Genomic DNA, 13217 nt, shown 5'->3' on the forward strand with positions numbered 1-13217 from the left:
GTCACATTCATTTGAGGTGCCCCCGTCCGTTCTCGCACCCGCACATCCCCCCACCGCCAGCCCCCTCCGCTTCGGCTACGGCACCAACGGCCTCGCCGACCTCCGCCTGGACGACGCCCTCTCCCTGCTCGCCGATCTCGGCTACGACGGCGTCGGTCTGACCCTCGACCACATGCACCTCGACCCGCTGGCCCCCGGCCTCGCCGCCCGCACGCGCCGTGTCGCGCACCGGCTGGACGCGCTCGGCCTGGCTGTGACCGTCGAGACGGGCGCCCGCTATGTGCTCGATCCGCGCCGCAAGCACGGCCCCTCGCTGCTGGACCCCGAGCCCGACGACCGCGCCCGCCGCGTCGACCTGCTGATCCGCGCCGTCCAGGTCGCCGCCGACCTCGGCGCCCACGCGGTCCACTGCTTCAGCGGCACCACTCCGCCCGGAACGGACCCGGACACCGCATGGAAACGCCTGGCCGAGTCCCTCGCCACCGTCCTGGACGCCGCCACCACCGCCGGCATCCCCCTCGCCGTCGAACCCGAACCGGGGCACCTGCTCGCCACCCTCGCCGACTTCCACCGGCTCCGCCGGACCCTCGGTGATGCGACGCACCTCGGACTCACCCTCGACATAGGCCACTGCCAGTGCCTCGAACCCCTACCGCCCGCCGACTGCGTCCGCGCCGCCGGCCCCTGGCTGCGCCACGTCCAGATCGAGGACATGCGCCGGGGCATGCACGAACACCTCCCACTCGGTGACGGGGACATCGACTTCCCTCCCGTACTCGCCGCCCTGGCCGCCACCGGCTATCAGGGCCTGACCGTCGTCGAACTTCCCCGCCACTCCCACGCGGGCCCCCACTTCGCCGAACGCTCCCTCCCGTTCCTCCACCACGCGACGGCGACCGCCGCGACTCCGCACGCTCCACTGCCCGACGCACCACCCCCGGGCGAGCCCTCCGCCACCCCCGAAGGGAGCACCCCATGACCGACCCCCGCACCACCCCGGCCACCCACGCCGGGGCCACCCACGGCACCACCCTCGCCCGCACCCCGCCGGACGACCTGCACAGCCACCTCACCGCGCAGCTCGACCAAGCCGCCCGCTCCTGGCTCGACCAGGCCCTCGACGAGGCCGCCACCCACCCCGGCACCCACGGACCCATCTCCGTGTGGGAGCTGCGTCTCGCCGAGGCCGGGCGCCGCTGCGGCCCCGAGCACGCCGACGCCGCCCGCGTCCTCATCCTGGACGCGGCCCACGCCGACACGGACGCCCTCACCCGGGTCTACGTCCAGGGCACGGCCGCCGAACGCCGCGCCGTCCTGCATGCCCTGCCCCACCTGGTCCCCGGCCCCGACGCCCTCCCGCTGGTCGAGGACGCCCTGCGCACCAACGACACCCGGCTCCTTGCCGCCGCCGTCGGCCCCTACGCCGCCCGGCACCTCGACGCCCACAACTGGCGCCACGCCGTACTGAAATGCCTCTTCACCGGAGTACCCGTGGACGAGGTGGCCGAACTGGACCGCCGCGCCCACGCCGATGCGGAACTCGCCCGCATGCTCGGCGACTACGCCGCCGAACGCACCGCCGCGGGCCGTCCCGTTCCCGAAGACCTGCACCGCGTCCTGACCCTGACCGACCCCACGGCCACCCCGCCCGCCGAGCCGAAGGGCGCCGAGCACAGCACCCGCGGCAGCGACGGCAAGGAGTCCTGATGCGCCTCTTCGACCCCCACATCCACATGACCTCCCGGACCACCGACGACTACGAAGCCATGCACACCGCCGGCGTGCGCGCCGTGGTCGAGCCCTCCTTCTGGCTCGGCCAGCCCCGCACCTCTCCCGCCTCCTTCCTCGACTACTTCGACTCCCTCCTGGGCTGGGAGCCCTTCCGCGCCGCCCAGCACGGCATCGCCCACCACTGCACGCTCGCCCTCAACCCCAAGGAGGCGAACGACCCCCGCTGTATCCCCGTCCTCGACGAACTGCCCCGCTATCTCGTCAAGGACCAGGTCGTGGCCGTCGGCGAGATCGGCTACGACTCCATCACCCCCGCCGAGGACACTGCCCTCGCCGCACAGCTCCAGCTCGCCGCCGACCACGAACTGCCCGCCCTCGTCCACACCCCGCACCGCGACAAGCTCGCCGGCCTGCGCCGCACCCTCGACGTCGTCCGGGAGTCCGCGCTGCCACCGGACCGCGTCCTGGTCGACCACCTCAACGAGATCACCGTCAAAGAGGCCAAGGACAGCGGCTGCTGGCTGGGCTTCTCCGTCTATCCCGACACCAAGATGGACGAGGAACGGATGATCGCGATCCTCCGCGCCTACGGACCCGAGCAGGTCCTCGTGAACTCCGCCGCCGACTGGGGCCGCAGCGATCCCCTCAAGACCCGCAGGGTCGGCGACCTGATGCTCTCCGAGGGCTTCACCGAGGACGACGTCGACCGGGTGCTGTGGCGCAACCCCGTCGCCTTCTACGCCCTCAGCGGCCGCCTGAACCTCGACATCACCCCGCCCGACGCCACCCACGAGGGCAACTCCATCCTGCGCGGTGCCCCCAAGACGGAGGCGTGAGCGATGCGCTTCCGCCACCCCGACGGCACCACCGTCCACCTCGCCTACTGCACCAACGTCCACCCCGCCGAAACCCTCGACGGCGTCCTCGCCCAGCTCCGCGACCACTGCGAACCCGTCCGCCGACGCCTCGGCCGCGACCGCCTCGGCATCGGCCTGTGGCTCGCCCGGGACGCCGCCCACGCTCTCGTCAGCGACCCGTCCGCGCTGCGCGGCCTGCGCACCGAACTCGACCGGCGCGGCCTCGAAGTCGTCACCCTCAACGGCTTCCCGTACGAAGGCTTCGGCGCCGAGCAGGTCAAGTACCGCGTCTACAAACCGGACTGGGCCGACCCCGAACGCCTCGACCACACCACCGCCCTGGCCCGCGTCCTCGCCGGACTCCTCCCCGACGACGTCACCGAGGGCAGCATCTCCACCCTGCCGCTCGCCTGGCGCACCGCCTACGACCAGGACCGGGCCGAGAAGGCACACACCGCCCTGCTCACCCTGGCCGAACGCCTCGACGCCCTGCAGGAGTTGACCGGCCGCTCCATCCGCCTCGGCCTGGAGCCGGAACCCGGCTGTGTCGTCGAGACCACCGCCGACGCCATCGCCCCGCTGACCGCGATCGACCACCACCGGATCGGCATCTGCGTCGACACCTGCCACCTCGCCACCTCCTTCGAAGACCCGTACACCGCCCTCGACACGCTCACCCGGGCCGGCATCCCCGTCGTCAAGTCCCAGCTGTCGGCCGCCCTGCACGCCGAACACCCCCATCTCCGCGAGGTCCGCGCGGCCCTCGCCGCCTTCGACGAACCCCGCTTCCTGCACCAGACCCGCACGTCCCCCACTCTCAAGTGCGTTCGAGCGGGAGGGACCCCCATCGCGGCCGGTCTGCGCGGCACGGACGACCTCGGCGAAGCCCTCGCCGGCGACACCCTCCCAGACGCGGCACCCTGGCGCGCCCACTTCCACGTCCCCCTGCACGCGGCCCCCGCCGAGCCCCTCACCTCCACACTCCCCGTACTGAAGGCCGCACTGACCCGACTCGTCGGCGGCCCACACCCGCTCACCCGCCACCTGGAGGTCGAGACCTACACCTGGCAGGCCCTCCCGCCCGAGCTGCGACCCCGCGGCCGCACCCAGCTCGCCGACGGCATCGCCGCCGAACTCGCCCTCGTGCGCGACCTGTTGACGGACCTCGACCTGAAGGAGCTCCCATGAGCACCGCTGCGGAAAGCGGCCCCACCCCGCTCCTCGTCCTCGACGTCGTCGGCCTCACCCCCCGTCTCCTCGACCACATGCCCCATCTCAGGGCCCTCGGCCAGTCCGGCTCCCGCGCCCCGCTCGGCACCGTCCTGCCCGCCGTCACCTGCGCCGCCCAGTCCACCTTCCTCACCGGCACCCACCCCGCCGAGCACGGCATCGTCGGCAACGGCTGGTACTTCCGCGAGCTCGGCGACGTACTCCTGTGGCGCCAGCACAACGGCCTCGTTTCCGGAGACAAACTCTGGGACGCCGCCCGCCGAGCCCACCCCGGCTACACCGTCGCCAACATCTGCTGGTGGTACGCCATGGGCGCCGACAGCGACATCACCGTCACTCCCCGCCCCATCTACTACTCCGACGGCCGCAAGGAACCCGACTGCTACACCCGGCCCCCGGCCCTGCACGACGAACTCACCGAGAAACTCGGCACCTTCCCCCTCTTCCACTTCTGGGGACCCGGCGCGGACCTGGTCTCCAGCCGCTGGATCATCGACGCGACCCGTCACATCATGCGCACCCGGCACCCCGACCTGACCCTCTGCTACCTCCCTCACCTCGACTACGACCTGCAGCGCTTCGGCCCCGACGACCCACGCTCCCTGAAAGCCGCCGCCGACCTGGACCGGGCCATGGCCCCGCTCCTGAACGACGCCCGCGCCGAAGGCCGTACCGTCGTCGCCCTGTCCGAGTACGGGATCACCCGCGCGGACCGCCCCGTCGACATCAACCGTGCCCTGCGCCGCGCCGGCCTGCTGGAGGTGCACACGCAGGACGGCATGGAGTACCTCGACCCCATGGCGTCCCGCGCCTTCGCCGTCGCCGACCACCAGATCGCCCACGTCTACATACGCCGGCCCGAGGACCTGGACGCCACCCGGGCCGCACTCGCCGACCTGCCCGGAATCGAGCAACTCCTCGACGACGAGGGCAAGAAGGCCCACCACCTCGACCATCCGCGCTCCGGCGAACTCGTCGCCGTAGCGGAGCCGGACGCCTGGTTCACGTACTACTACTGGCTCGACGACGCCCACGCGCCCGACTTCGCGCGACTCGTCGAGATCCACCGCAAACCCGGCTACGACCCGGTCGAACTCTTCATGGATCCCCTCGACCCCTACGTCAAGGTCAAGGCGGCCACCGCACTGGCCCGCAAGAAACTCGGCCTGCGCTACCGCATGGCGGTCGTGCCCCTCGACCCGTCACCTATTCGAGGCAGCCACGGCCGCCTCCCCACGAGCGACGACGACGGTCCGCTCCTCATCTGCTCCACCCCCCGCGCTGTCGGCGACCGCGTCGCGGCCACCGACGTGAAAGCACTGCTGCTCCAACTCGCCGGTCTCACCTGACCGGCACCACCGGACCGGTCACTTCCGACTGGTCACCAGTGAAGCACTCACCACTGACAACGCCCCGCGACCCGAGGAGTTCCAGCATGAGCCGCATGCACCGGATCGACCCCGAACTCACCCACCGCCTGACCAGACGAGGCATGCTCGGCGTGGCCGCCGGCGCCACCGCCGCCGCCCTGCTCGGCGCCGCCGCGACCCCGGCCGCCGCCACCGAGACCGCGACCGCAGCCGCCGGCCGCGGCCGTCCCGTCCTGCCGCCCGGCCGCCTCGGCATCCAGCTCTACAGCCTGCGCGACAAGGTTTCCACGCTGGGCTTCGCCCCCGTCTTCGCCGAACTGGAGAAGTACGGCTACGACGAGGTCGAGTTCGCCGGCTACACCCAGGGCTCGGCCGGCCCGATCACGCTCGCCCAGCTCAAGCGGCTGGCCAGGAACCACGGCCTGAACCCGATCGGCAGCCACGTCGGCTACTACTCCGACGACCCGAACGCCTACACCTTCGCCCAGAACCTCACCAAGGTCCTCGACGACGCCCAGGCCCTCGGCCTCAAGCACATCGGCACCGCATCCGGCCCGTTCCGCTACGGCTCCACCGTCGACGCCTGGAAGCGCGCGGCCGAGGAGTTCAACACGTACGGCGCGGCGGCGAAGGCACGCGGCATGAAGTTCTACCAGCACAACCACTCCGACGAGTTCGGCTTCGCCACCGACAACCCCAAGGTCCGCCTCTACGACGTCCTGCTCGCCGAGACCGACCCCGACCTGGTCTTCCTGGAGATGGACATCTTCTGGGCGTACGCCGGCCAGTTCCGCTTCTCGAAGCGACCCGACGGCACGCCCGCCCCCTTCGAACCCCTCGACTACGTCCTCAAGCAGCCGCACCGCTACCCGCTCTTCCACGTGAAGGACGGCGTCAGCGACCCGTCGAACCAGTTCGGCTACCGCATGGTCGACGTCGGCGACGGCGACATCGACTACCAGCGGTTCATCTCCGCCGTGACCCGGCTGCGCGGCGAGCGACTGGCCCACCACTGGCAGACCGAGCACGACCAGCCGACCGAGTCCTTCACCTTCGCGCGCCGCTCCAGCGAGTACCTGCACTCGCTGCGGGAGAAGTGCTGACGGAGCGCGTACACACAAGGTGAGGCGGGACCCCGCGGGCGCAGGGGGCGCTCCCCGCCCGATCGGGGTCCCGCCGTCGTGTAGCGGGGGGCCGGTCAGCCCTGGGTGGCCGCGGCCCGCAGGGCGATGCGGTCCTGTCCCGCGTACACGTTCATGGAGGTGCCGCGCAGGAAGCCGACCAGTGTCAGGCCGGTCTCGGCGGCGAGGTCGACGGCGAGAGAGGAGGGGGCCGAGACCGCGGCGAGCATGGGGATGCCGGCCATCACAGCCTTCTGGACCAGCTCGAACGACGCCCGGCCCGACACCAGCATCAGGGTGCGGGACAGCGGAAGGCCTCCGTTCTGCAGGGCGCGGCCGACGAGTTTGTCGACCGCGTTGTGGCGGCCGACGTCCTCGCGTATGTCGAGGAGTCGGCCGTCCTCCGTGAAGAGGGCGGCTGCGTGGAGGCCCCCGGTCCGGTCGAAGACCCGTTGGGCCGCGCGGAGCCGGTCGGGGAGGCTCGCGAGGAGTTCGGGTTCGACGCGGACCGGGGGAGCGGTGTCGCCCTTGGTGTCGTCGATGGGCCAGCGGGTGGTCGTACGGACGGCGTCGAGGCTGGCCTTGCCGCACAGGCCGCAGGAGGAGGTGGTGTAGACGTTGCGTTCGAGGGTGATGTCTGGGATGACCACGTTGGGGGTCGTCCTGACGTCGACCACGTTGTAGGTGTTGGAGCCGTCTACGGTCGCCCCGGCGCAGTAGACGATGTTCTGCAGATCGGATACGGCAGCCAGTACACCCTCGCTGACCAGGAATCCGGCGGCGAGTGCGAAGTCGTCGCCGGGGGTGCGCATGGTGATCGCGAGTGGCTTGCCGTTCAGGCGGATCTCCAGCGGTTCCTCGGCGACGAGCGTGTCCGGGCGGGCGGAGACCGCCCCGTCGCGGATGCGGATCACCTTGCGTCGTTCCGTGACTCGTCCCATGGCCGGCCTCAGCTCCGTACCGCCGCGACCGGCAGCTTCTCGATGCGGATCGCGGCGGCCTCGAACTCCGCCGCCCCCGCGATCGGACAACTGACCTTGGCCGTCGGCTGGTTGATGTCCCTTTTTTCCGCGTCTTCGGCGTTTTCCGCGACGCGCATGGTCATGAACGCCAGGCCGGGCCGCAGCGCCGGGTCCACCCACACCGGAGCCACCAGCGAGCCGCGCCGTGTGCAGATCCGCACCTCCTCACCGACCACGACGCCGTACCGCTCGGCGTCCTCCGGACTCAGCTCGATGCACTCGCGCCGCCGCAGCGGCGACGCGGAACTGCCCCTCCGCACACTGGTGTTGTGCGCGTCGAGGCGGCGTCCCGTGGTGAGCCGGACCGAGTACCGCTCGTCCGTCAGGTCCACGGGAGGATCGTGCCGGACGAGTCGGAAGGACACGCGCGGATCCCGCCCGGTGGCCGTGGTGTCGGTCTCCGCCCGGCCGTCGGCCCTGTCCTGGGCCGTCAGCAGCTGCGCGGGACCGAGTCCGTGGCCGGTCAGCAGGGAAAGGTTGATCAGGGCGTGGACGTTGTCGGTGCCGTTGTCGCGTGCCGTGACACCCGGTGGCCGGGGCGACCGGGCGTAGCTGTGGGCCAACTCCCTGATGGCGGCTGCCGGCACACCTGTCACCTTCTCCGCGAGCGACAAGGTCCAGGGCTCGACGAGCTGCCGGTACTCCTCGAAGCCCGTCGTCGCTCGCTCGATGAAGTCATGGTCGGCGAGGCCCGCGTGGATGATCTCGCGGCCGATCGCACAGGCCATCGGGACGTCGGTGCCGGCCTTCGGCCGGAGCGGGCCCTCCGTCCATTCGGGGCGTTTCCTCATGCGGCGGTCCGCAGGGCGAGCAGGTCGGAGATGGCGTGGACTGTGCGCAGGGTGGGCACCTGGACTCCGGTGATCTCCGCCAACTCGACCACGGCGGCCAGGAGTACGTCGAGTTCGAGCGGCTTGCCGCGTTCCAGGTCCTGGAGCGTGGAGGTGCGGTGGTCGCCGACGCGTTCGGCGCCGGCGAGACGGCGTTCGATGGAGACGCCGACCTTGCAGCCGAGGGCCTCGGCGACCGCGAGGGTCTCGGCCATCATGGTCTCGATGACCTTGCGGGTGCCGCCGTGCAGGCACATCTGCCGCATGGTGGCGCGCGCCAGCGCGCTGATCGGGTTGAAGGAGATGTTGCCGAGCAGCTTGATCCAGATGTCGCCGCGCAGGTCTGGCTCGACCGGACACTTCAGCCCGCCGGCCTGCATCGCCTCGCTGAACTGCACACAGCGGGAAGAGACACTGCGGTCGGGCTCGCCGATGGAGAACCGGGTGCCCTCCAAGTGCCGTACGACACCTGGTCCTTCGAGCTCGGTCGCCGCGTAGACGACGCACCCGATGGCCCGACTGGGCGCGAGCACCGCACTGACCGCGCCGTTCGGGTCCACGCTCTGGATGCGGTGGCCTTCGTGGGGGCCGCCGTGCCGGTGGAAGTACCACCAGGGGATGCCGTTCTGGGCGGCGATCACCGCCGTGGTGTCGTGGAGGAGAGGCTCGATGAGCGGCCCGCACGCCGCGTACGAGTTGGCCTTGAGGCCCAGGAAGACGTAGTCGACCGGGCCGATGTCGGCGGGGTCGTCGGTGGCGTGGGCACGGGCGGTGAAGTCGCCGCGCGGGCTGAGGACTTGGACGCCGTGCTGCCGCATGGCCGCCAGATGCGGTCCGCGGGCGATGAGGTGCACGTCGGCACCGGCGCGGTGGAGCGCGGCGCCGACGTAGGCGCCGATCGCTCCGGCGCCGAGGACTGCGACTTTCACTGTGTGGCGCTCCGTTCGGTTGAGGGATACCGAGGAACTGTCGAACTCTGTCGACTGAATATTGTCTACAGGATGGAGTCGGCGGCAGCAAGGGTTGTGACGCCCGGGTCTGCTCGGCACCTTCCCGTGCCTACCTGGCGTTTGTGCGCCGTAGACTGTAGGCGAAAGCCAATTCATAATCGGCTTTGTGCTGCAGCGACGGCGCTGCCCAGAAGGGACCGCGATGTTGCCGACGACAGGACTGCCGCGGGGCTCGGTACCCAAGCTCGAGCGCCCCGGCCCGTTGCGCGACCGTGTCTACGAGGCGCTGCTCGAGCTGATCACGACCCGTGCCCTGCAGCCCGGTCAGCATCTGGTCGAGAGTGAGCTCGCCGGGCATCTGGGGGTCTCCCGGCAGCCGGTGCGTGAGGCGTTGCAGCGACTCAGTACCGAGGGCTGGGTGGACCTGCGGCCCGCCCAGGGTGCGTTCGTGCACGAGCCCACCGAGGAGGAGGCCGACCAACTCCTCACCGTCCGCACCCTGTTGGAGACCGAGGCCGCCCGGCTCGCCGCCGCGAACGCGGGCCCGGAGGCCATCGCCGCGCTCGAGGAGTTGTGCGCGGAGGGCGAGCACGCGGTCGCCGCCGACGACGTGGACGGGGCGGTCGCGACCAACGCCCGTCTGCACGCCAAGGTCATGGAGCTCGCGGGCAACACGGTCCTCGCCGCGCTGGCCGCACAGGTCGACCGCCGGGTGCGCTGGTACTACACGCCGGTCGCCCGGCAGCGCGGCCACCAGTCGTGGATCGAGCACCGCGAGCTGATCGCTGCGATCGGCGACCGCGACGAGCAGCGCGCGATGAAGGTCATGCGCGCCCACACGGAACACACACGGAAGACGTACCACGAGCGCGAGAAGTAGCGCCCGGTATCCGGATCCGACGTATCCGACGGATGCGACGTATCCGACGGATGCGACGGATCTGGCGGCCCTCCCTGAGGAGGGCCGCCTGATGCCGAACCGCCTTGCTCAGGTGGCCGCTTGCGGCTGCGGTGCCGAGGTTCCGGCCCGCGTCCGCCCCGGCTGCCGCAGCAGCAGGGCGATCGCCGCCGCGACCATCGAGGTGGCGCCGGCCAGGGCGTACGCCCCGTCGTAGCCCCAGGCCGCGACCACCATGGAGCCGAGGCCGCCGCCGAACAGGCCGCTGATCAGCTTGCCGCTGTACACCAGCCCGTAGTTGGAGGCGTTGTAGTTCTCCCCGAAGTAGTCCGGGGTGAGCGCCGCGAACAGCGGGTAGAACGCGCCGCCGCCGAAGCCGGAGAGGAAGGCGAAGAACAGGAACAGCGATTCGCTCTTCACGTCGCCCGCCCAGATCACGCCGAACTGGGCGAGGCCCAGGACGACGATCACGAACACCAGGGTGGACTTGCGGCCCCACTTGTCGGACAGCCAGCCCACGACACCGCGGCCGATGCCGTTGATGACGGCCATGACCCCCATCGACGAGGCCGCCACCAGCGGGCCGAAGCCCACCTCCTTCGCGAAGTCGACCTGGAAGGAGATCCCGAAGATCGACACGCCCGCGGTCATCACGAGGGCGATCCACATCAGGGGAAGCATGCCGGTCCTGACGGCCTCCTTGGGCGTGTACTGCTTCACCGCGGGAGGGTTCTTCGCCAGGCTGTCGGCCCCCTTCTCGTTACCGCCGTAGGTCAGCGGGTCGATGTCCGCGGGCCACCAGTTCTTCGGCGGATCCTTGAAGAAGAACGCGCACCCGATGACCACCACCATGATGTAGCAGCCGATGAGGTCCAGGACGCGGTGGTAGTTCGCGGTGTCGAAGCCGTAGTTGAAGATGAAGATGAACGGCAGTGATCCGTACGCGAAGCCGCCGTTGACGAACCCGGTCCTGGCTCCCCGGCGTTCGGGGAACCACTTGCCGACCATGTTGATGCAGGTCGCGTAGACCAGACCGGCGCCGAGCCCGCCCACGACGCCGAATCCCAGGATCGCCAGCCACACGTTGCTCAGGTGCGACAGGGCGAGGAACCCGACCACGCACATGCCCGAGCCGATGTACATGGCCCTGCGCGCGGTCAGTACGCCCTTCTCCCGCAGCCAGCCCGCGGGGAAGGCGATGCCGGCCTGGAAGAACACCCAGACACTGAGGATCCAGAAGGTGTTGCTCTGCGTCCAGCCGTGGGCGTGGGACAGGGTGTCCTCGGCCGAGCCGTACGCGTACTCGAAGACGCTGATGGCCATCATGGCGATCCACGGCAGATACACCATGAGTTTCCGGGAGTGACCGAGGATGTCCCGGTCACTCTCGCCGACGCGGTAGACGCGGCCGTGGGTGTCGGTCACTTCGCGGTAGGGACGGTGTGCGGCGTCGGGGTGTGCGGAGTAGGACTGTGCGGAGTTGGAGCTCTTGCTGTTTGCTGCGTACGAATCTGCCGTCATTTCAGGCCATTTCCTCGCCGAGCGGTTGCGGGTTGGGGACGGTCAGACGACTGGTCTTGGGCCTGCCGGGCGCCTTGAGGAACAGCGCCAGCACGGCGGAGCCCAGGCCGATGCAGCCGGCCATGACGAACGCGCCCTCGTAGTCCCACGCGCCGACCACGATCGAGCCGACTCCGGAGCCCACGAGGCCCGAGATGAGCTTCGAGCTGTAGACCATGCCGTAGTTGGATGCGTTGTTGTTCTCACCGAAGTAGTCCGCGGTCATGGCGGCGAAGAGGGGGAAGATCGCGCCGCCGCCGAAGCCGGAGACCATGGAGCAGAAGAGGAAGAACGGCATGCTGCCCATCTGGCCGGAGACCAGCACGCCGAACTGGGCGGTGCCCAGCACCAGACACACGATGATCAGGGTGTGGCGGCGGCCGAACTTGTCGGAGATCCAGCCGATCACGCCGCGTCCAGTGCCGTTGACGATCGCCTTCAGCGACATCGCCGTGGCCACGATCCCGCCGGCGAAGCCCATGTCCTTGCCGAACGGCACCTGGAAGGCGATGCCGAAGATGTTGATCCCGGCCGTGCACAGCAGACAGAACCACATCATCCACAGGACGGGCGTGCGCGCGGCCTCCTTCGGGGTGTACTGCTTGACCGCCGGCGGGTTCTTCTCCAGCGCCCGCCGGATCTTCGGGTCGTCGGTCAGCTTGAGCGGGTCGACGTGCGGCGGCCACCAGTTCTTCGGCGGGTCCTTGAAGAACCACCCCGCGAACGCCACTACGGCGCAGCAGATGAGGCCGACCATCACCAGGACGGTCTCGTAGTTGCTCAGGTCCATGTACGAGGTGAACAGGAACACGAAGGGCACCGAGCCGTAGGCGAAACCGCCGTTGACCATGCCGGTCTTGCCGCCCTTGCGCTCCGGATACCACTTGCCGACCATGTTCACGCAGGTCGCGTAGACCAGGCCGGCGCCGATGCCGCTGCACACGCCGAAGCCGAGATAGGCGACGATCACGCTCGGCGCGAACGCCAGCGAGAGATACCCGAGGATCGTGCCCAGCGCGCCGAGCATCATCGCGTACCGCGCGGGGAGCTTTCCGCTCTCCCGCAGCTGTCCGGCGGGGAAGGCCACGGCCGCCTGGAAGAACACCCAGACGCCCATCAGCCAGAAGATGTGCCCACTGCTCCACAGATGCGCCTCGTGCAGTGTGTCCTCGGCCGACGTGAACGCGTACTCCGAGGAACTGATGCCCAGCATGCCCATCCACGGGAAGAGCACCATGGTCCATCGTGGCCGTCCCATGATGTGCCGATCGGTCTCCCCGATCCGGTACACGCGGCCGTTGCGGTCCGTCACCTCCCTGTAGGTGGCGGATTTCGAATAGTCGATGGTTGTCATCTTGTCCAAGCACTCCTTGCGTCGAAAGTTCTGGCCAGCGCCCCCTGTACCAATGCCTTTCGTGCGCGCACGGGTCCCGGAGCCTGCCGACGCGCACCGTCGGCCGACCCCCGTGCAGGTTCACCTCCTCACGTCAGATCACCCCGCTCGACTTCAGTAGGCGAAGTTCCTCGTCGCCGAGGCCGAGTTCGCCGATGTAGATCTCTTCGTTGTGTTGGCCGAGGAGGGGTGAGGTGGTGATGTGGACGGGGGAGTCGGAGAGTTTGAGTGGGCTGCCGACGGTGGTGAAGGTGC

Annotated in this window: 11 protein-coding genes and 2 pseudogenes; 7 read left to right on the top strand and 6 right to left on the bottom strand. The window is 70.0% G+C overall.

Annotation, left to right across the window (positions count from 1 at the left end):
• Positions 1–16 precede the first annotated feature (16 nt).
• The 6 genes from ACFYO2_RS15030 to ACFYO2_RS15055 all read left to right on the top strand — a co-directional run bounded on the left by ACFYO2_RS15030 (position 17) and on the right by ACFYO2_RS15055 (position 6291).
• The gene (locus tag ACFYO2_RS15030) at positions 17–979 is read left to right on the top strand and encodes a sugar phosphate isomerase/epimerase family protein (RefSeq protein ID WP_388348561.1); all 963 of its coding nucleotides are present in this window, start codon (positions 17–19) and stop codon (positions 977–979) included.
• Positions 976–1707 (top strand): EboA domain-containing protein, encoded by a 732-nt coding sequence (locus ACFYO2_RS15035; protein ID WP_388348563.1) that lies wholly within the window; start codon positions 976–978, stop codon positions 1705–1707. Before ACFYO2_RS15030 ends, ACFYO2_RS15035 begins: the two co-directional genes overlap by 4 nt.
• Positions 1707–2567, top strand: a complete 861-nt coding sequence (locus ACFYO2_RS15040; protein ID WP_388348565.1) for a TatD family hydrolase — start codon at positions 1707–1709, stop codon at positions 2565–2567. Before ACFYO2_RS15035 ends, ACFYO2_RS15040 begins: the two co-directional genes overlap by 1 nt.
• A gap of 3 nt (positions 2568–2570) precedes the next feature.
• Positions 2571–3776, top strand: coding sequence for a metabolite traffic protein EboE (gene eboE / locus ACFYO2_RS15045; RefSeq protein WP_388348567.1), 1206 nt, complete (start codon positions 2571–2573; stop codon positions 3774–3776).
• Positions 3773–5167 (top strand): alkaline phosphatase family protein, encoded by a 1395-nt coding sequence (locus tag ACFYO2_RS15050; RefSeq protein ID WP_388348569.1) that lies wholly within the window; start codon positions 3773–3775, stop codon positions 5165–5167. The genes eboE and ACFYO2_RS15050 overlap by 4 nt, the downstream gene beginning before the upstream one ends.
• An 86-nt stretch (positions 5168–5253) precedes the next feature.
• Positions 5254–6291: a sugar phosphate isomerase/epimerase family protein gene (locus tag ACFYO2_RS15055; protein ID WP_388348571.1), complete on the top strand. Its 1038-nt coding sequence runs from the start codon at positions 5254–5256 to the stop codon at positions 6289–6291.
• Positions 6292–6386: 95 nt separating this feature from the next.
• On the opposite strand, the gene fdhD is transcribed toward ACFYO2_RS15055, so the two are convergent.
• From fdhD to ACFYO2_RS15070, 3 genes and pseudogenes are all read right to left on the bottom strand, one after another.
• Complete coding sequence (fdhD, locus tag ACFYO2_RS15060; RefSeq protein ID WP_388348573.1) at positions 6387–7250, bottom strand: formate dehydrogenase accessory sulfurtransferase FdhD; 864 nt, start codon at positions 7248–7250, stop codon at positions 6387–6389.
• Positions 7251–7258: 8 nt separating this feature from the next.
• A pseudogene (locus ACFYO2_RS15065) lies at positions 7259–8131 on the bottom strand (molybdopterin dinucleotide binding domain-containing protein); the annotation flags it as partial.
• On the bottom strand, positions 8119–9090 hold the full coding sequence (locus ACFYO2_RS15070; RefSeq protein ID WP_388348575.1) for a 2-dehydropantoate 2-reductase: 972 nt from the start codon (positions 9088–9090) through the stop codon (positions 8119–8121). The pseudogene ACFYO2_RS15065 and the gene ACFYO2_RS15070, both read right to left, overlap by 13 nt.
• Before the next feature lie 223 nt (positions 9091–9313).
• On the opposite strand from ACFYO2_RS15070, the gene ACFYO2_RS15075 reads away from it, so the two are divergent.
• Entirely contained in the window at positions 9314–9991 is a 678-nt protein-coding gene (locus ACFYO2_RS15075; RefSeq protein ID WP_388348577.1) for a GntR family transcriptional regulator, read from the top strand.
• A gap of 108 nt (positions 9992–10099) precedes the next feature.
• Here ACFYO2_RS15075 and ACFYO2_RS15080 read toward each other — a convergent pair whose 3' ends face one another.
• The 3 genes and pseudogenes from ACFYO2_RS15080 to ACFYO2_RS15090 all read right to left on the bottom strand — a co-directional run.
• The gene (locus ACFYO2_RS15080; protein WP_388348579.1) at positions 10100–11530 is read right to left on the bottom strand and encodes an OFA family MFS transporter; all 1431 of its coding nucleotides are present in this window, start codon (positions 11528–11530) and stop codon (positions 10100–10102) included.
• Position 11531: 1 nt separating this feature from the next.
• Positions 11532–12923, bottom strand: a complete 1392-nt coding sequence (locus ACFYO2_RS15085; protein WP_388348636.1) for an OFA family MFS transporter — start codon at positions 12921–12923, stop codon at positions 11532–11534.
• Positions 12924–13056: 133 nt separating this feature from the next.
• Positions 13057–13217 (bottom strand): annotated as a pseudogene (locus ACFYO2_RS15090) (formyl-CoA transferase); the annotation flags it as partial.

The sequence above is a fragment of the Streptomyces sp. NPDC006602 genome (assembly GCF_042870385.1).
Lineage (GTDB): Bacteria > Actinomycetota > Actinomycetes > Streptomycetales > Streptomycetaceae > Streptomyces.